The organism is Parachlamydiales bacterium, from assembly GCA_041671045.1.
GTDB lineage: Bacteria > Chlamydiota > Chlamydiia > Chlamydiales > JABDDJ01 > JABDDJ01.
In genome coordinates, this window is record JBAZCF010000001.1 from 197636 (window position 1) to 216291 (window position 18656).

The 18656-nt window shown below is 41.8% G+C and carries 16 protein-coding genes and 1 tRNA gene; 9 read left to right on the top strand and 8 right to left on the bottom strand.

The window, feature by feature from the left end; genetic code table 11:
- A complete protein-coding gene (locus tag WC222_00975) occupies positions 1 to 234 on the bottom strand; it encodes a hypothetical protein (protein ID MFA6914944.1) in 234 nt (77 codons plus the stop codon).
- Positions 235 to 336: 102 nt separating this feature from the next.
- A tRNA-Ser gene (locus WC222_00980) sits at positions 337 to 423 on the bottom strand.
- Between the two features lie 226 nt (positions 424 to 649).
- Between WC222_00980 and WC222_00985 the strand changes: the two genes are divergently transcribed.
- From WC222_00985 to WC222_01000, 4 genes are all read left to right on the top strand, one after another.
- Complete coding sequence (locus tag WC222_00985) at positions 650 to 1435, top strand: hypothetical protein (GenBank protein MFA6914945.1); 786 nt, start codon at positions 650 to 652, stop codon at positions 1433 to 1435.
- 435 nt (positions 1436 to 1870) lie between these two features.
- On the top strand, positions 1871 to 3244 hold the full coding sequence (locus WC222_00990) for a DUF1254 domain-containing protein (GenBank protein MFA6914946.1): 1374 nt from the start codon (positions 1871 to 1873) through the stop codon (positions 3242 to 3244).
- Between the two features lie 32 nt (positions 3245 to 3276).
- On the top strand, positions 3277 to 4671 hold the full coding sequence (locus tag WC222_00995; protein MFA6914947.1) for a DUF1254 domain-containing protein: 1395 nt from the start codon (positions 3277 to 3279) through the stop codon (positions 4669 to 4671).
- A gap of 217 nt (positions 4672 to 4888) precedes the next feature.
- On the top strand, positions 4889 to 7081 hold the full coding sequence (locus WC222_01000; protein ID MFA6914948.1) for a hypothetical protein: 2193 nt from the start codon (positions 4889 to 4891) through the stop codon (positions 7079 to 7081).
- A gap of 71 nt (positions 7082 to 7152) precedes the next feature.
- Here the strand turns inward: WC222_01000 and WC222_01005 are convergent, their stop codons facing one another.
- From WC222_01005 to WC222_01015, 3 genes are read right to left on the bottom strand one after another with little or no spacing between them, the layout of a single operon-like run.
- Positions 7153 to 8670: a carboxypeptidase M32 gene (locus WC222_01005; protein MFA6914949.1), complete on the bottom strand. Its 1518-nt coding sequence runs from the start codon at positions 8668 to 8670 to the stop codon at positions 7153 to 7155.
- A gap of 1 nt (position 8671) precedes the next feature.
- Positions 8672 to 9646: a transaldolase gene (gene tal, locus WC222_01010; GenBank protein ID MFA6914950.1), complete on the bottom strand. Its 975-nt coding sequence runs from the start codon at positions 9644 to 9646 to the stop codon at positions 8672 to 8674.
- An 8-nt stretch (positions 9647 to 9654) separates the two neighbouring features.
- On the bottom strand, positions 9655 to 10047 hold the full coding sequence (locus WC222_01015; protein MFA6914951.1) for a hypothetical protein: 393 nt from the start codon (positions 10045 to 10047) through the stop codon (positions 9655 to 9657).
- 215 nt (positions 10048 to 10262) lie between these two features.
- Between WC222_01015 and WC222_01020 the strand changes: the two genes are divergently transcribed.
- The gene (locus WC222_01020; GenBank protein MFA6914952.1) at positions 10263 to 12113 is read left to right on the top strand and encodes a hypothetical protein; all 1851 of its coding nucleotides are present in this window, start codon (positions 10263 to 10265) and stop codon (positions 12111 to 12113) included.
- Between the two features lie 132 nt (positions 12114 to 12245).
- Here the strand turns inward: WC222_01020 and WC222_01025 are convergent, their stop codons facing one another.
- From WC222_01025 to WC222_01035, 3 genes are all read right to left on the bottom strand, one after another.
- The gene (locus tag WC222_01025; GenBank protein MFA6914953.1) at positions 12246 to 12737 is read right to left on the bottom strand and encodes a hypothetical protein; all 492 of its coding nucleotides are present in this window, start codon (positions 12735 to 12737) and stop codon (positions 12246 to 12248) included.
- A 2-nt stretch (positions 12738 to 12739) separates the two neighbouring features.
- Positions 12740 to 12964, bottom strand: coding sequence for a hypothetical protein (locus WC222_01030; GenBank protein ID MFA6914954.1), 225 nt, complete (start codon positions 12962 to 12964; stop codon positions 12740 to 12742).
- A 110-nt stretch (positions 12965 to 13074) separates the two neighbouring features.
- Entirely contained in the window at positions 13075 to 13920 is an 846-nt protein-coding gene (locus WC222_01035; GenBank protein ID MFA6914955.1) for a hypothetical protein, read from the bottom strand.
- A 186-nt stretch (positions 13921 to 14106) separates the two neighbouring features.
- On the opposite strand from WC222_01035, the gene WC222_01040 reads away from it, so the two are divergent.
- Genes WC222_01040 through WC222_01055 form a run of 4 tightly spaced genes read left to right on the top strand, consistent with a single transcriptional unit; the run spans position 14107 to position 18656 of the window.
- Entirely contained in the window at positions 14107 to 14730 is a 624-nt protein-coding gene (locus WC222_01040; protein MFA6914956.1) for a V-type ATP synthase subunit E, read from the top strand.
- Between the two features lie 10 nt (positions 14731 to 14740).
- Entirely contained in the window at positions 14741 to 15520 is a 780-nt protein-coding gene (locus WC222_01045) for a DUF2764 family protein (GenBank protein ID MFA6914957.1), read from the top strand.
- Entirely contained in the window at positions 15517 to 17313 is a 1797-nt protein-coding gene (locus tag WC222_01050) for a V-type ATP synthase subunit A (GenBank protein ID MFA6914958.1), read from the top strand. Before WC222_01045 ends, WC222_01050 begins: the two co-directional genes overlap by 4 nt.
- Positions 17314 to 17336: 23 nt before the next feature.
- Positions 17337 to 18656: a V-type ATP synthase subunit B gene (locus tag WC222_01055; GenBank protein MFA6914959.1), complete on the top strand. Its 1320-nt coding sequence runs from the start codon at positions 17337 to 17339 to the stop codon at positions 18654 to 18656.

Genomic DNA, 18656 nt, shown 5'->3' on the forward strand with positions numbered 1-18656 from the left:
CTAGCCAGCGGGATAGAGTAGCGTCATTTCTAAAGCAATGGGAGAGGCCCCAGAACCTGCAGGAGGTTTTGGAGTTAAATTTACAGTTGTTTGGACGTTAATGATTTGAACAAGATCATTAGCGTTAAGACGCTGTACAGGATAATTTACCGAATTAATCTCATCGGATTTAGCAATTAAGGAAGGGGAGCATAACAAGATATAAAAAGGGGAGAAGGGAATGATATTTTTCATATTTACAAAAAGTTAAGTGTAAAAATATTTGCATAAAGAGAATGTGATATTAATACAATGTAAATAGCTATAGAAATAGAAGGTAGGAAGGAGAAAAAAGATCGGAAGAGGTAGGATTCGAACCCACGGAGCCCTTGCAGGCCCTTCTGTTTTCAAGACAGACGCAATCGGCCACTCTGCCACTCTTCCAGATGCGAACTTTATACCATTTACCGTAGGAGAGTGTCAATATCTAAAAGCGAGTAAGCTCACATTTCATTCACAGTGAGACCGTATTAAATTATGATTTGACAGTTTGATAGTTAGCTCCTATAGTCAGAAATTACTAACTATTTACTGTTAAGGGGTTTAATCCATGAGATTTAAAAACTTATTTTTAACATTTGCAGTCTCTATCTTTCTTCCAGCAGGATTAATGGGATGGTCGGGAAACGATAGCTCTTGTTGCTCTACTTTCGACTCTTGTTGTGTTGACGAATGTTGTGAAGACCCTTGTTGTCCTTGTGGACCACTTTCAGAGGGTAGCTTCAGCTTGCTTGTAAAAGGCGGTGTCAATCCGACGCACTGGACATCAAGAGGTAAAGTATGGCTGACAATTCCTGCAGCTGTTCCTGCGGTGATTTCATTCAATAGCGGACCAAAATTCAAAGATCAATATAAGCTGCCGTACATCGTAGGCGGTGAAGTTGCATATAATTTATCCTGTCAAGGCCAAGTATTTTTTGAAGCTAATTATCTACATGCAGATGGAAAAAACCATGGTGTCGTAGGAAGACTTCCTGTTGGATTTAGTTTTGATGATTACCAAGCTTGGTCATGGTACCTTGGTGGTAGATATTATTTTTCCCGCAGCTGGATTTGCGATCGTGTTTCGCCTTTCGTAGGTTTGAAAGCAGGCTTTATCAATCACAAGAAAGTTAGATATGACCTGACTGTGGATGGTGTGTTTGTTGAAAACGATATCTACTATCATGGCAAAAGTGGCGTGAGCATTGGAGCACAAATCGGGTTTGATATCCAAATCTGCGATAATATCTCGGCAATTGTTAGTTTTGAAGCGGTAGCCTCGGGCGGCCCAAGAGCTAACAGAAACAATGAACTGGACCCGGCTTTGACGGGTGGACTAACAAATGTTAACTTGAGTGAAGTTGGGACAGAGGTATCATTCCCAATTACATTGGGCTTACGTTATACATTTTAATATAATGTCTTTTAGCTTTTGCAAAACTCCGTTTTGCAAAAGCTAAAATGCATAGAACTAGCTGGGTTTTTTGCGATTATTTTTATCTTGCTCAACTCAATTTTTTATTAAACTTGATACATCTGTCAAAAAATTGCCTACTTCTTTGCAGCCTCATTCCGTTTGTTTAAAGAATCGCCGCTTGGCTATCATGAACCGAAGCCGACGTAAAATTGCGCTAATAGGCGCACTGCCATCGTGTTTTTAAACATTTAATCGTGCTTACATTATACCCTAAGAAAGACCTTCTGTGTTCAAAAGATTCTCTGTAAAATTTCGCCGTCAAAAAAATTAGCTTTTTATCGAGTTAAGCAAAAAGTTCTTGATATATCCATTCTTTTTGTGATAAGCGCAGATTTGAACTAATATAAAAATTTTTATTATAGGACGCAGACTATGCAGTCATATGCTACAAAAGAAAGAATCCAAACAACATTGACCGCTGACGAAATAAAATCCTTGGCGCGTGAAGTCTATCTCTATGCTTATCCCATTGTATTGATGGATATCACCATGAAACAAGTAACCAACGTTCCAGATGCGAACAGCATTCCTATGCGCGCACCTGTCAATCAGTTTGCACATTTTCGTAAATATCCAGATGCAAGCTCCAAAGATGTGGTGCGCTTCAATTTTGATACACTGTATTCTTTTGCCTGGCTCGATGTGAGTAAAGAGCCCATTGTGTTGTCGGTACCTGATACGGACGGGCGTTACTATCTAGTTCCAATGCTGGATATGTGGACCGATGTATTTGCAGTTCCCGGCACACGCACTACTAGTGGAAAAGCGGGAAACTTTGCGATTGCATCGCCAAATTGGCAAGGGAAACTACCCGATGGCGTGGAACTTATTCGCGCGCCGACCCCGGTTGTTTGGATTATGGGCCGCACTCAAACAAATGGTCCTGACGATTACGAACAAGTTCACAAAGTTCAAAATTCCTACAGGTTGACGTCTTTAAGCCAGTGGGGCAAAAACCCTGTTCAACTAGCAAAATCTCCTACAGATCCCAGTATTGAAAACAACACTCCACCTCTTGTCCAAATAAATAAAATGACAGGTGTCGAATTACTTAATCGATTTGCACAACTTTTGAAGATACACCCATCTCATGGAAATGATTATCCGATTCTATTTCGTATGCGCCTTCTCGGCATACAGCCTGGTCAAGAGTTTGATCTTGCAAAACTTGATCCGCTTACTGCCCAAGCGATAAACACTGCAGCAAAAGAGGCTATTGCAGACCTCCAGCAAGTGATAGCCCAAGGAAAACTAGGCGAGATAATCAATGGCTGGAACTATACTCTGGGGGGCATGGGAACATACGGCACAGACTATCGCATGCGCGCCATGGTTGCCATGGCTGGCCTGGGCGCCAATTTACCTGAGGATGCCATCTATCCAAACGCCTTTATCGATGGGGATGGCAATCCAACTACTGGCGAGCACATCTATGTTTTGCATTTTGAAAAGGGAAAACTCCCGGCTGCAAATGCCTTTTGGTCGCTCACCATGTATGATAAGGAAGGGTTTCAGGTTCCCAACCCGATCAACCGGTTTGCAATCGGCGACCGCGATAAACTCACCTTTAATGCCGATGGTTCGCTGGATATTAATATCCAGCATGAATCTCCTGGGAAAAACAAGGAATCAAACTGGCTTCCAGCGCCCAAAGGACCTTTTCAGGTGATGTTAAGAATGTACTCTCCAAAACCCGAAGTTTTGCGAGGAGAATTAACAATACCTCCTATCAAAAAAATTCGCTAACCTCATACAAGTGCTTTAAAGGAGTTTTTCATATGAAAGTAATGCTGCTGGCAACATTTTGTATCGCAATGCTGGGAATTTCAACTTCAGACGCTGCACCACAGAGTATTTCACCTGAAGAGGCCAAAGAGATAGCTTTAGAAGCCTACATCTACGCTTACCCAATAGTGCTGATGCAAATCACCCGAGATGTTGGCACCAATGTCAGCAAACCAACAGAACTGCATGCTCCCATCAACCAGTTAGCTCATGCGCGAACGTTTCCCGACCCGTCTTTTACCGACGTTGTTCGGCCTAATGCGGATACACTTTATACTGCACTAAACTACGATGTCTCTAATGAACCTCTGATCGTCTCTGTGCCCTCCTCCGAAGGCCGCTACTTTTTATTACCCTGGTTGGATTGGTGGACTGACGTGTTCACAGCTCCAGGAAGCCGCACTACAGGCAACGATGCACAGATCTTTGCCATCGTCGGCCCTGGTTGGAATGGAACGCTTCCTGATAAAGTCCGGGTGTACAGAAGCCCGACAGCTTTCGGATTATTGATTGGCCGGACTCAGACGAATGGCAAAGGAGACTATGAAGCTGTACACAAGTTCCAGGACGGTATGCAAGCAGTACCCTTGAGTTCCTATGGAAAGCCATATTCTCCCCCGAAGGGCATAGTAAATCCAAACCAGGATATGAGCTCCCCTCCGGAACAGATCGACAAGATGAATGCTAAAACCTTCTTTACCATATTTACCAACCTGCTGAAAGCCAATCCTCCTCACGAAAATGACTACCCTATAATAGACCAGTTAAAACGCATTGGCATTGAGCCGGGTAAAGATTTTTCATTCGATACCGCTCCGAAGGATGTTCAAGATGCACTTAATGCAGCCCCTTTAGTTGCTCTTAAGCAGATAAAGGAAGTATTTTTAAACTCCGGCATAAAGGCTAACGGATGGCGTACAAATCTGACTGCGATAGGTACCTATGGTACGGATTACTTGCATAGGGCCGGTGTCGCCTATGCAGGGCTTGGCGCTAATGTTATCCAAGATGCTGTCTATCCGACGGCTTTTTCTGATTCAAATGGTGAGCCGTTTAATAGCGACCGCCAGTATGTACTTCATTTCGACAAAGCCCAAATTCCCCCAGTGCGGGGCTTTTGGTCATTGACCATGTACGACCAGCGTCAGCTTTTTACTCCTAATCCTATAGACCGGTATGCCATAGGAGATCGGGACAATCTCATCTTTAATCCCGACGGCTCACTGGATCTTTATATTCAACGAGAGTCACCAGGAAAAGATAAAGAATCAAACTGGTTGCCGGCGCCTTCGAGTGGGCCATTCACAATGAATCTAAGACTCTATTGGCCCAAGTCCAATGCATTAGATGGTTCTTGGGTGCCTCCTCCAGTGAAGCGCTTGGGTTGATAAGGAGTAAAAAGGACCTTGTTGCATAAATGCCCTGTCGGGAATTTATGCAACAAGGTCCTTCCTTATGCTTTTTTCTTTTTTTAGTCTTTCTTTATTTTTTATTTGTATGAATTAATGTGTATTTATTTATTTGATTTTCAAATTTATATTTAAAACTGTAATAATAATATTAAGAAGTTTACTTGCTCATAAAAACTACAACTGAGTTTTTCATATGGCGACTAAAACAAAAGATCAGACTAAAGAGTTAACGTTAGTAGATGCAATAGAAACTCTTTCTAGTATTGCGGAGTTGGGAGCGGATAAAAAAACAGGGGTTGTTGAAGAGCAGCAGCTAAAAATTAAAGAGAAGAAGATTTCTTATCATTCAGTCAGATGGCTGCATCATAGCGACGGAGAAAGTACGCTAGCGGTGATAAAAGATATATTCCGCGTCATTTTACAATATCTCATCGGTTTCTACGAAAAAGGCTATAATGAGGTCAATGACAAGCAGACGGCAGAAGAAATTAGGACTATTATGGTCTTAGTGGGGGAAGCTGCAAAAAATTTAGATAAATATGGAAACTTGTTTACTCTGTCGCATCAGCCTATCAGTGTAATGGAATTACAAGAGTACCAACAGCTGCAAGCTTACTATTTAACTAAAGTCGCACCAAAAATTGACGACGGCCATATGGGCAAGTGGATACTTGCATTATCAAAAGGGCCTTTAGCGGCAAAAGCGCATTTAAAGCTTAAACATTCTGCTAATGATACAACCAAGCATGTGTTTGTTGATTTACATTCTGTAAAGAGAGACTCTGAATATGAGTTATTTTTCATCCGTAAAGAGGATGGTTCCCGTTTTTTCAATCCTAGGCTAATTAGAAATTTGAAATTGGTAAGTGATTTGGGGCATTTTTTCCGGAGTCAAGAAAAACGTCACACTTTACCGCGCTTAGATATCTGGCTGGACAAATACATCCAGGCAACAGCTGCTTCCATGATAAACTCGCTCAAAAATAAGCTGGATATGTTTTTTAGGGAGGCTGTGCGCAATAAAGGTAAGCCATTAGTAGAGGATTTGACAAAAACTTCGATGGCATTGCTCCTTAGCGCTAGTCCCAAACATTTACTGAGTGAACATCCTTCGAAAAGTTGCCTTGCATATTTTAAAGATTTCCAACGTTTTCTTAGAGAAATACTTCACTCTAAAGAGTACCAGAAACTACTAGTTTCCTCCACAATCGGGAACAATAAAATAGGCGGACTTATTCGCGAAACGACATTGGGATTATGTAGAGGTCTTTATATCCATGCAAAAGGCCTGTCTATCTTGCAAACGCTCACCAATGATCTTATTCATAAAGGTAAGAAAGGATCCAAAAGTCAGGATCGTCTAGTGGAATTGATGGAATCTTATGAAGAGCTGCAGCATCTGATACAAGTGCATGCGCATGGGCCGCTCAATAAAATGCTGGATATGCTGCTTGATGGTGAAAACGATGAATTTGATCCGATGGGGCAATTGAATTTACCTTCACCGCTATATGCAGCTTATTTTAATGATAAGAGATTACTCTATATCCGCATGCCAAGTCCTACGCACCAAGAGTATGTTCATAAAGCATTTGTGAATGAAGAGTTTAAAAACTATCTTACCTCTTGCGAGACGGGCAGCGGCATCAAGAAACATCTGTTAATCGTGCTGCAGGATAAAACAACTTGGAAGGAAGCTGCTCGCTGTCAAGCTATTGAGGGGTTGTTGCATCACAAAGACTTTTCAAACCACCTTGAAGTTTGCACTTTCACTTATGATACAGATCTCTACCGGCAGACAGATCATTATCAGGATGAAAATGAGGCAGAGAGCTTTAAGAAAATACTTTTAGAGCATATGAAAGATGATCATTCAGGTTTCTTTTTTCCCCCGCATCTGCAAAGGCCGCTCTATTCAGAGTTTTTACCGCAATGTATTGAGGCAGTCCACAGTCTTTTCTTCGAAAAGGCCACCCTTTTGACAAGGGAAGAAAGACATGCTTTTATTGATTTGACCTATGTTCTTACTACTTTGAAGATAGTAGAGCTGTCTCAGGCAGATGCTTTGAGTTTTTGTTGCAAAGATGGAATTGATACGGGAGCCGCATTTTCTGGACTTTTGTTTGCACTTTTTCAATGGGTCTCGCCTAATTATAAAGATGTTAAAGGGGATGATTTTCTTACATATCTGCTCTTTGCTCCTTCACTGTTATGGCGGGAGAGGGCATTGCGGCCTGAACAGTTTTACCGTTTGATGAACGTTTTAAAAGTTTTGGAAAACTCGATTCAGAAAAAGGGCCATGCCAATTTGCAGCATCAATTACGACAAGAGTTTTCAGGGATATTCTCGCTTCCATTATGGAACGCTGAGGTGAGCTGGACTTGAGAAGTCTAATGAGCGATTAAAAAATTACGCCAAGAAACAAGATTATACGTCTGTTTCTTGGCGTTTCTTTTTTATGCGTAAACTTCAGTATACTTAGCTGTCAGATACTGAATGTAGGGGTCTGCCGTAAAGGGCTTTTTACCGATATTTTCTAGAAGTTCAGGTCCGTCAAATTGCCTGCCATATTGGTGGACATTTTTTGCCATCCATTCATTGATGAAAGCAAGCTGACCGCCTGCCAGCCTAGCCTCCCAGTCAGGTGTTTGGGCGGTGAAAGCTTCAAGCATATATGCAGCGTAGGCATTACCCATCAGATAGGTGGGGAAATATCCAAACCCGCAAAAGGCCCAATGTACATCTTGAAGGCATCCCATGCTATCATCTGGAGGTGTGATGCCTAGCAATTCTTTCATTTTACTATTCCAGACTTCAGGTACATCTTTAACTTTCAATTGATTGTTGATAAGGGCCTGCTCGATCTCAAAACGGAGAATGATGTGGAGGGGGTAGGTGAGTTCATCCGCTTCCACTCTAATAAAGCTCGGTTTAACTTTATTGACCGCTTTCCAAAAATCCTCTAGCTGGATGCCGTCTAGCTGAGGCGAATATTCCTTTTGTAGGACAGGAAGGTAATATTTCCAGAAGGGTTTGCTTAAACCTATGCAGCATTCCCACCACCGGGACTGGCTTTCATGGACAGCCATGGAGATAGCTTCTCCTAACGGAGTACCCGCTTTATCCACAGGAAGCTGCAGGGCGTAAAGTGCGTGTCCTCCCTCATGCAGTACAACTTTAAGATTGCTCATGAAGTCATTGATTTGAATGCGAGTGGTGACACGGCAATCGTTTGCGCCAATATATTGGCAGAAGGGATGCGTAGTTTTGCTTAAATTACCTTTACTAAAATTATATCCCATTTCTTCTAAAATGGTCTTACCCATTTTTAGTTGTTTATCTTCTGAAACAGGGTTTTCAAGAAATTTAGTATTTAATTGTGGACGTTCTGTAATATTTTTAAGCAGTTCGACAAGAGGCTGTTTGATAGAATCAAATAACTCAGTTGTCGAAGCTGTCGTTGCTCCCGGTTCAAATTGATCTATGAGGGCGTCATAGGGATTGTCTTTAAAGCCTAAGAACTCTGCTTGACGTTGGGCCATCTCTACTAAAGTTTCTAGGTAGGGAGCGAATTTATTAAAGTTTTTTTCTTTTCTTGCTTCCTTCCAAGCTTCCAATGAATGGGAAGTGAGTTTGGCCAACTCTTCTACAAACCAGCCCGGAAGGGCTACAGATTTTTTGTAGTCTCTTCTCCAACGGATGAGGGCAGCTTGTTGGTCGACAGGCAGGTTTGTCGCTTTTACTTCGCCGGTTTCGATACTTATTAGAGCTTCAATAGCAGATTTAAGCTCCGTTGATGTGGATGCGTTATGCACTAGGGAAGCGATAGTTTTATGCTGCTCCGCTCTGAATTCAGCTCCTTGAGGAGGCATATATGTTTCCTGATCCCAGTGTAGCAGAGCTTCGACACCACGAAGCACATACTTGTTTTGCGAAGCTTTGACAAGGTTTTGGTAATCTTCTTTACTATCCATATTATGCTAGTCTAGTTTGGAGATGTTGTTCTAGTTTTATTGAGTCTGCAGCGAAGCGGCGGATTCCGTCAGCAAGTTTTTCTGTTGCCATTGGGTCTTCGTTCAGAAGATAGCGGAATGTATTTTCGTCGGTTCCGATCTTATCGGATCCTAAGCTAGCGGCTTTAGCGGTGTCGAGTTTGCGTTCAAGGTCTCCGGTCAGCTTTTCCAATTCTTCTAACAATTGAGGGGCAATGGTTAAAAGGTCGCATCCGGCAAGTTCTAAAATCTCATCCACATTGCGGAAGCTTGCACCCATCACTTGTGTTTTATAGCCGTTCTTTTTGAGATAGTAATAGATTTGTCTTACTGAGATTACCCCAGGATCTTCGCTAGGTGCAAAAGAGGCGATTCCACGGCGTTCTTTATGCCAGTCTAATATACGCCCAACAAAGGGGGAAATTAGGGTGGCTTTTGCTTCTGCGCACGCAGCGGCTTGGGCAAGGCTGAACATTAGGGTGAGGTTCCAATGGATATTTTCTTTCTCAAGAACTTTAGCAGCTTGCACACCTTCCCAGGTGGAAGCGAGTTTGATTAGGATGCGGTCTTTGCTTATTCCGGCTTCTTCATAAAGTTTAATGAGAGTATGAGCTTTTTCAATACTGCCTTGAACGTTAAAAGATAGACGTGCATCTACTTCGGTTGAGACTCTGCCGGGGATGTTTTTCAGGATTTCCACGCCGAAATTGACGAATAGGATGTCCATCATTTTTTCTTTTTTTTGCTCTAAAGAGCCGCCGCTTTTTTTTGCTCTATCGAGTGCATTATCTATAAGATGCTGATACTGAGGTTTTTGCGAGGCTGCATAGATAAGCGATGGATTAGTAGTGGCATCTTGAGGGTGATACGTTTTAACAGCGTCGATATCACCGGTATCGATGACAATAGTCGTCATCTTACGGAGTTGTTCAAGTTTAGACGGAGTATTTGCGGACATGGGCTACCTCATTTTTTAACAGGCATTTGCTGGGGTTCAAGTCGAAAAGCAATAATAACCTCATCTTTTCCCATTTGGAGCTTTAAACGGGAGTTAAAACGGGTCAGTAAAAGTTTAAACGGGATCTCTACGGCGTGTGATCCCACATTAATCCCTATCGACGTATTGCTTAGGATCTCTTCAGAGGCGTGAATTTGACGGCAAAGGTTCTCGAAGAGGCGAAGTTGATGCAATAGTTTTGGATCATTGAAAAGATAGTTTTGTTCGCAGTGCGTACATTGGAGCTTTCCTTGCGTAGAATCAAGTTCGAAAACCGAGAAAGTGACATCCTTGCCACAGTGAGTGCAGGGGAACTCTAAATCATGTCCCTTCTGAAATGGGATAGTTTGTTCTTTAGACATATTACTTTGTATTTGATGTGGATAATAAAAATTTTAATTTAAGTGAAGTCATTGACCACGAGAGAGTGGAATTTGAAGGAAATCGTAAGGTCAAAATCTCAATTTCGAATTCACCTGTGCATAATCATAGCATGTTTGGGAAAATTTGCTAGACGTTTTCTTTTTTCCCAATACCTGTTATTCAAAAAGAATATTTTCTAACCAGGGTGAATTTCATGACTTGGCAGGGTATAGATTTCTTAGGGATTTCCCTGAACGACGCTTCCTTAGTGCAAAAGCTAGATGAATTCTTGAATTCTCATGAAGAGTATATTTCCAAAGCATTAGTGCTCGAGATAAAGAAGTTTGCCAATGAAGCTCAACCGGGGGAGTCGTCCGCAGGCAATTTTAGGAGTGCTGCTAGAGAAATTGAAGGAGTGCTTAAAGAAATTCCTGAAAGAAAAGAGGGTTGGCAGGATCTCATCAGGACTTATAATACGATACTTTGGGAGCAGGTTGAACTGTTAGAAGGCTTTGTAAACGAGCTCTTTCATCAGCTTTCTTATGCCAGCATTACCAAATGGAAAGTCTCTTTGAAAGAGAGCTTGCAAGGATTTTCAAAGGTCTTGAACAAGCATATCAAATTAACACGAGAAATCATTGCATCGCTAAAATTAGCTCTCAGTGGCTCCGGCAATGAAAAAGCATGGTACCAGCGCTTTTTAAGTCCCTGGAGTGGCGGACAAGGGTTAGAGGAAGAGCTTGAGAGCGATTTAACAAATTGTGAAAATATTTTAGAAATGCAGACAAACCAATTCATAGAGCGGTTTGAAACTTATCAGAAAGTGGCCGAAGATGTGGATAAGCAAGTGCAAAAGCTTAATGGTTACGAAATTCTAAATGACATAGGCACGGAGTATTCCCAGCAGTTTGAATCCCTCTATTTCTTTTTAAAATTATGGGAGGGACTTGTTCCAGTCCATTCAGCCTCTAATGAGTCCGTCTTAAAATCTTTCCAGCAGTTTTCAAGGGACAAGACCTTCACCCTGTTAAAAAAGTATCATAGCGCATTGGAAACAGCGTTATATGATAAGAGTAGAACATTGAAAGCCTCGCCTCGGCATCTTTTTACAGAATTTCAAGGGCGATCTTTTTTACTAGAAACGGTCAGAGGGTATCAAAAAGAAGTCCATACCTTAGGAAGTACCATAAGCAAGCTACGTGATTTCCTCTTGCGTTCACATCCCGATCCTTATGTAAGAGCGAGATGGGGATTTGCTGATTCCCCTGTGGGGGAGCCGCCTCGTTATGCTAAGATGTTAAATGATTTGAACCTTTCGGTTGAACAACTGGATTTGCAGTATAAAAAGTTAATAGGAGCACTGGAAGCAGGCCCTACAGTAAATGACAAAGAGAAGACAGAGCATATTGAAAAGCAAATATCCCGTGCATTACATACTCTTGCGCAGCCGTTAATCTCTTCCCAATATTTCAAGACGCATGCAGATCATGTATTGGAGCTTTTGGATGAAATGAATGAGTTGGGAGCTTATGGACGCGAATGTGTGGACTATACGCGTTATGTAATGGGACGGCTGCTTCGTGCAGATTGGAAGGATCATTTAATTACTTCCAATCAGGATTTTAAGCGGCTATATTGGCAGCACAGCGGTATTATCGGTCCTTCGATAGATCAAGGGCATGATAAGCGCATGGAAAAATTCCAACAGTTATTACGCCAAGTACGTTCTAAGATTCGTCAGGAGCATCATAGCGGTTATGATGTTGAGTACGATATTAGTGATTTAAAAGGATATCTTCAGGATTTCTTTGCTACTTTGCAGCGGGCAACCAAAGATCAGAACATTGGTCCTAAGCGGGCACGTCGCCATGTTGAGGAGGGCGCTCAGCAATTATTAGAGTATCGTTACCAGTTCGGAGAGTTTTTTATGCATCTTAAAGAAGAGCCTGAAGGATATTATATCAGGCAGCAATTCTTTTTTGCAGATCAATATTTTGAAGCGATTGAAAATACAATTTATGAAATGCGTCTTCAGAGGGGGCTTGTGACGGCTGACGATCCATAAGGGCTGTTACCCAGGTTTATTAGGGAAATGCACCTTAATTTTACCTGACGGATGATAGAATAAAGCGGCGGGCAAGCCGCCTGTTCCTAAACTATGATATGCTGTGTATCTATTGGACGGGTGTCTTTTCGGCTATTTGCAGAATGCAGTATAGGCATCATAAAAACCTTCTAGTGGCAGGGTTGAGCAATATCTTCCCATTTTAACAGTGACTTCTTGCTGATTAAGCAAAGCTTCAATGAGGGTGATGGAGTCATCCGGGCTAAGAAGTACTTGTTGTCCACCTTCAAAAACTATTCCTTCAATCATTTTTTCTTCGCAGTCTATAGAGATAGAGATTGAAATTGTACGTTCAGTGCAGTCGCAGGGTATTAAGGGTACGCTTTGTACGATGAAAATCCCTCTCCAATCTTCTCCTGTGCGAATAATTTCAAATTTAATGTCCCTAAAGGGATTACAGATTATATTTGAAACTTTTGCAGAGTAGTATTGCGGGCATGCGGGAGAGCTACACCAAATATCCCAAGATGAGCAATTTTTTTGACAGCAGGCTGCAGTAAGGAACATTAAGATAGGAAAAAGAACCCAAAGGCTCTTTTTCCGTATAGATTGTAGAGTCCACACAATTAATGTGAGTGACCGCTATTGGAGTTTTGAACTGCAACAGCAATAATAGCTACTAATGCTACTGCGCCTAATGCGATCGCAGGTGTGATGCAAGGTGCGCGACGGCAATCTTCGTAGCAATAGCCTCCCGTGTCAACGCAGCAGTCTTGTGCGTTCAAATTGGAGGATGAGCTGAAGAGCGCCACAGCCAATCCTAAAGCCATCAATTTCTTGACTAATTTCATTTCTGTTCTCCTTATTGTGTCGAAAAAGATATGTGTAAATTGTTCTTTTCAATTCTCTACATGTATTGCATACAAAAATATTTTGCGCAAATTTTTTCTCTTAGAGATTATTATTTTTTTTCTCTCATCAATTCGTTTTGTGTCGACTCGACGATTAAAGATTTCCAGGCATCACCCATTATAGCATAATCACGGTCCAAAGTTTGGGTAAAAGGGTTCCAATATTCCATTTGAAAATTCGAATTATTAAAAACTTTTTGTTTAATAGTCTCTTCATTTTCAGATGGATATGAGCTTTTCTCTTTAGCAGCTAAAGTATTAAAAGCAGATTTTACGGTTTGAATGCGATTAAGTAGAGCTTCTTTTTGGGCAGCATTAGTGATTAAATCAATGGGTGATCCGTTAAACCGTAAAGACTTCATGCTGTCAAAAAAAGTTTTATAGTGCTGAGGAAACTCGTCTTTCTTTGCTGCAGCTGTTAGGATGTATATGGTTCCTTCTTTTTGAAGGATGACATGCATCATGCGGATTTCTCCCCACTCTGTTTTGGAGTCTACTTGTGAAAGACTAGCATCACCCGCTGCGGTGCGGACAGTTCCGAGGTCTTTCCATTGACTTCCTTGGGAGTCATTGATAGCTTTGATAATTTTTAAATATTGCTTAATCGTTCCTGTATACGGTTCCATACCTAAATTTATGGAGGGAGGGAAAGCACCTTTCCCTTTTCCTATTACCATTGCTTTTACACTTGGAGGAAGGCTGCTTGGATCAGCTGCACCCCATCCGGGAGGAGGGGTAAATTGTACGATCATCGGTTGCGGAGTGGGAGGAGTGGGGGAAGAAGGGACCTGTTTATTGGGTCTAATTTCTATAGGATTTGCCGCTTGTAAAAAGGGAGTAATTAAAATTGTTTGAATAAGAGTTAGTAATAGTAATCTTCTAGTTAGTGCGCGCATTGCAAAGCTCCTTTTATTATAGATCAGAGACGACTTGTTAGGATCATATAACATAGAATAATTTTTTTTGAAAACAATAATTACTGCATAATAGAGGGCAAAATATACTTGCAAAAATACCAATAATTGGAAAATAACGAGTATTCCAGAGAAGAAATTAACACCCTCTAAGGATATATAGTCATTATGAAAACGTTAGAAGACGGAAGAACACGCATCCAGCAAATCAGTGACGAAATCCGTAAAAATGTGATCGATCCATCTAAGAAAGAATCACAGAAGATCATCGAGGAAGGGGAGCAGCGCAAGGCTGAACTAATTGTTGAAGGGCAAAGAGAGAAAGAGCGCCTTATAAAAGAGGCTCATAATCAGATTGCGCAAGACAAGAATATTTTTGAGTCAGCTTTGGAGCAAGCATCCAAACAGTCTATTGAAAGCTTGAAGCAGCAGATTACCCATCTATTTAATAGCGAATTGCAGAATATGCTTTCAGATAGCCTTTCAGAACCTGCAATTATCGCTAGCATAATAGGTGCGCTCGTCAAAGCTATTGAAAAAGATGGTTTAGACACTGACTTAGTTGTTGTTGTGGCTAAGTCTGTCAATGCCGAAGAAGTGAATAAACTGTTGGCTAAAAGAGTGCTGCAAAAATTGCAAAAGCAATCTGTAGAGGTGGGTGATATTTCTGGAGGAGTAAAAATTACTGTACAGGGTAAAAATATGAGCGTTTCTTTAACCCAGGACGATATCAAAAAACTGCTTGCAGAACATTTACGCAAAGATTTTCGTAAAATGATTTTTACAAGCTAAACGGTAGGTTATGAATCGTTACTACTTTCCTGCTTCCGCTTTGCCTTCGCTAGAGTTAAATGCTCCACCGGAGATTTCATTTGAAGAACTTATGATTCTTTTCGAAGAGAATTTGTCTGCCGAAGATTTGCATAAAGTCAAAGTTTTGCGTCGTTATTACGATGTGGAGAATGTGCGCAACATGCTTTTGCATGAACCCTTCTCCCCTTATGGAAATTTAAACAAAATGCAGATGGAAGAGGCGTTGAACGGCTTTAACGGCCTTCCACCCTATTTCTTTGATTATTTGGAAAAATACCAGACCGCTGAGGATCGCTTAAAAAACTTCTCCTCATTGCTGGCAAACTATTATATCTATGAAATTGACCATAGTGAAGGGTTTCTTCGCAAATATTTGCAATTTGATCGGGAGTGGAGACTAATTTTTACAGCAATGCGTGCGAAGAAAATGGGGCGGGATTTATTAAAAGAACTGCAATTTGAGGATCCTTCCGATACTATCATTGCTGAACTGCTTGTTCAAAAAGACTCCAGCAGCATTGTTCCTCCTGACAATTATTCAGAGCTGAAAAATATTTATGATGAGTATGCGGACTCTCCCTTAGAATTGATGCAGGCAATGCTAGAGTGGCGCTTTATAAAAATAAACGATTTTCTAGGCGTAGATCTATTTTCTATAGAACGTCTTTTAGGTTACTTCATGCAGCTGATTGCTTTGGAGCGTTGGTTTGAACTCGATAATACGAAAGGTTTAAAATTTGTGGATTCATTTATTAAGGAACCGTCATGAAAAACTCTACTGAGGATAACGTACAAACCTCTTCCCCTAACGCAGAAGGAAAAGTCATTACCGCTTTCGGAAACTTGCTATTGGTGGAATTTGATGGAAATATCAGGCAGGGTGAAGTGGCAATGGTGCATGTCAATGATTTGCTATTAAAAGGCGAAGTGATTGAGATCAGCAGCAACCAAGCTAAAATTCAGGTCTTTGAGGATACGCGCGGAATAGCGTTTAATACCAGGGTGTCTTTTACCGGTGAATTGCTAGAGGCTGAGCTGGGGCCAGGACTTCTTACTTCAATTGTAGATGGATTACAGAACCCGTTAGAGGAAGTTGCACAGCATTCCGGCTATTTTCTTCCGCGTGGAATATACCTTCCTCCTTTAGATAGAGAAAGAAACTGGGACTATCAATCTTCCTCTAAGGTAGGGGACGTATTAAAGAGAGGCGATGCCCTCGGGTTTACTCAAGAAGGGCGCTTTCATCATGCGATCATGGTGCCATTTAGCTTGTACGGTCAGTATACAATAACTTGGGTGATCAAACCAGGTTCATACAATATTGATACGGTTGTAGCTAAAGCTAAAGATGAAAAAGGCCAAGAGTTTTCCTTCACAATGGTTCAACGCTGGCCCATTAAGAATAGTTTATTCGAAGGCGAGAAAATCAAGCCTACCAAAATGATGGACACCGGATTACGTATTTTAGATACGCAGTTCCCTATCATGAAAGGGGGCACATTCTGTACGCCGGGTCCTTTTGGAGCAGGTAAAACAGTTTTACAACACCATCTCTCAAAATATTCTTCAGTGGATATCGTTGTGGTTGTAGCATGCGGCGAGCGTGCAGGGGAAGTGGTAGAGATCTTGCGGGAATTTCCACACTTGATTGATCCCCATACCGGCGAGACCTTGATGACACGTACTGTCATCATTTGCAATACTTCTTCCATGCCTGTAGCAGCGAGAGATTCATCTGTCTATATGGGGATGACTATAGCAGAGTATTATCGTCAGATGGGATTGGATGTGCTATTACTAGCAGATTCCACTTCTAGATGGGCACAAGCTATGCGAGAAATGTCAGGACGACTAGAAGAAATTCCGGGGGAGGAAGCGTTCCCTGCTTACTTGGCATCGCGTATTGCAGATTTTTATGAACGCTCGGGCGTTGTTTCGTTGCATGACGGAAAAACCGGTTCTATTACAGTTTGCGGTGCTGTCTCACCGGCAGGGGGCAACTTTGAAGAACCCGTGACACAGGCAACTTTAGCTGTTGTCGGAGCCTTTTTGGGGCTGTCGCGCGAACGTTCTGATTCACGCCGCTACCCATCCATCGATCCGTTGATTTCTTGGTCGTCTTATACTAACAAAGTTGGAATGGAATTGAACCAGCTTTTGGATGATTGGGGTCGTAAAGTACGGCGCGCATCGCAACTATTGCGCATGGGCAGTGAGATCGGAAAAAGGATGGAGGTTGTAGGTGAGGAAGGTACTGCCATGGCAGAATTCATCATCTACTTAAAAGCAGAATTATACGATTTCAGCTACCTGCAGCAAAATGCTTTTGATAAAGAAGACGCATATTGCCCTATTGATAGACAAGTAGAACTTTTTAAACTTATTAATGAGATCTTTGACCAAGAGTTTAAATTCTCTTCTCATGATGTGGCGAGAGAGTATTTCTTGAAGCTGCAAAACAACATAAAGAACATGAACTTCATGCCGCGGGACACCAATGAGTACCGCAATAAAATGCGGCAGATCCATAGTATGATAGAAAATCCTGAAGCAGTGAAATAAAACCCGTTATCGATGAGTGTGTTATGAAAATAGTATATGACAGAATATTAAAAATGCGGGGAAACCTGATCACAGTCCGCGCCAAAGGCGTGTCGATGGGTGAGTTAGCCCGTATTACACTTAAAGATGGAAGGGAAGTTTTTGCCTCTGTGTTAAGGATCGAGGAGGAGGAAGTCACATTGCAAGTTTTTCAAAGCACGCGTGGGATTTCAACCAATGACCAAGTAACCTTTTTACGCCGTCAAATGCAGGCTGTATATGGCGATGCTTTAATGGGTAGACGTTTAAGTGGTTCAGGTAGGCCGATAGATGGCGGTCCTTCTATTGTGGGCGAATCGATAAATATTGGCGGTGCTTCGTTTAATCCTGTTAGAAGGGTTATTCCCCGTGAGTTAGTGGCAACGAATATTCCTATGATCGATATGTTTAACTGCTTGGTTAAATCACAGAAGATCCCTATTTTTTCTATTCCGGGTGAACCTTACAATAAGTTGTTGATGCGTATTGCGAATCAGACAGATGCTGATGTGGTGATCATCGCAGGGATGGGTCTGACTTTTGCTGAATATCAAGCATTTATTGATAACGCGGAAGAGTCGGGCACAATGAATAAAACCATTATTTTTGCTCATCGCTGCACAGACCCAGTAGTAGAATGTTTATTAGTTCCGGATATGGCTTTGGCATGTGCGGAGAAGTTTGCAATCAATGATAAGAACGTCCTTGTTTTGCTGACGGATATGACTGCATTTGCGGACGCAATTAAAGAAATTAGTATTACTATGGACCAAGTCCCTTCTAATAGGGGATACCCGGGATCATTATATTCCGATTTAGCCTCCCGCTATGAAAAAGCTGTCATGATTGAGGGAAGTGGTTCGATCACGATTATTGCTGTGACTACAATGCCGGGAGATGATGTTACCCACCCCGTTCCGGACAATACCGGATATATCACTGAAGGGCAATTCTACTTGCATAATGGGAAAATCGATCCCTTCGGTTCGCTCTCGCGTCTAAAACAGTTGGTGATTGGTAAAGTAACGCGTGAAGACCATGGAGACCTTGCCAATGCGATGATTCGTCTTTACGCAGAGGCTAAAAAAGCCAGGGAAAGACAAAGCATGGGTTTCAAGCTTTTTAAATGGGATGAGCAGTTGATTCGCTACGGGAAGTTGTTTGAAGATAAGATGATGGACCTTGAAGTTAACTACTCTATCACTGAAGCATTGGATTTAGGATGGAAAATACTTTCGGATTGCTTTGAGCCCGGACAGACGGGTATTAAACAAACCTTAGTGGAGAGATACTGGCCGGCGGAAGTTGCTCAAACGGTGCAATAA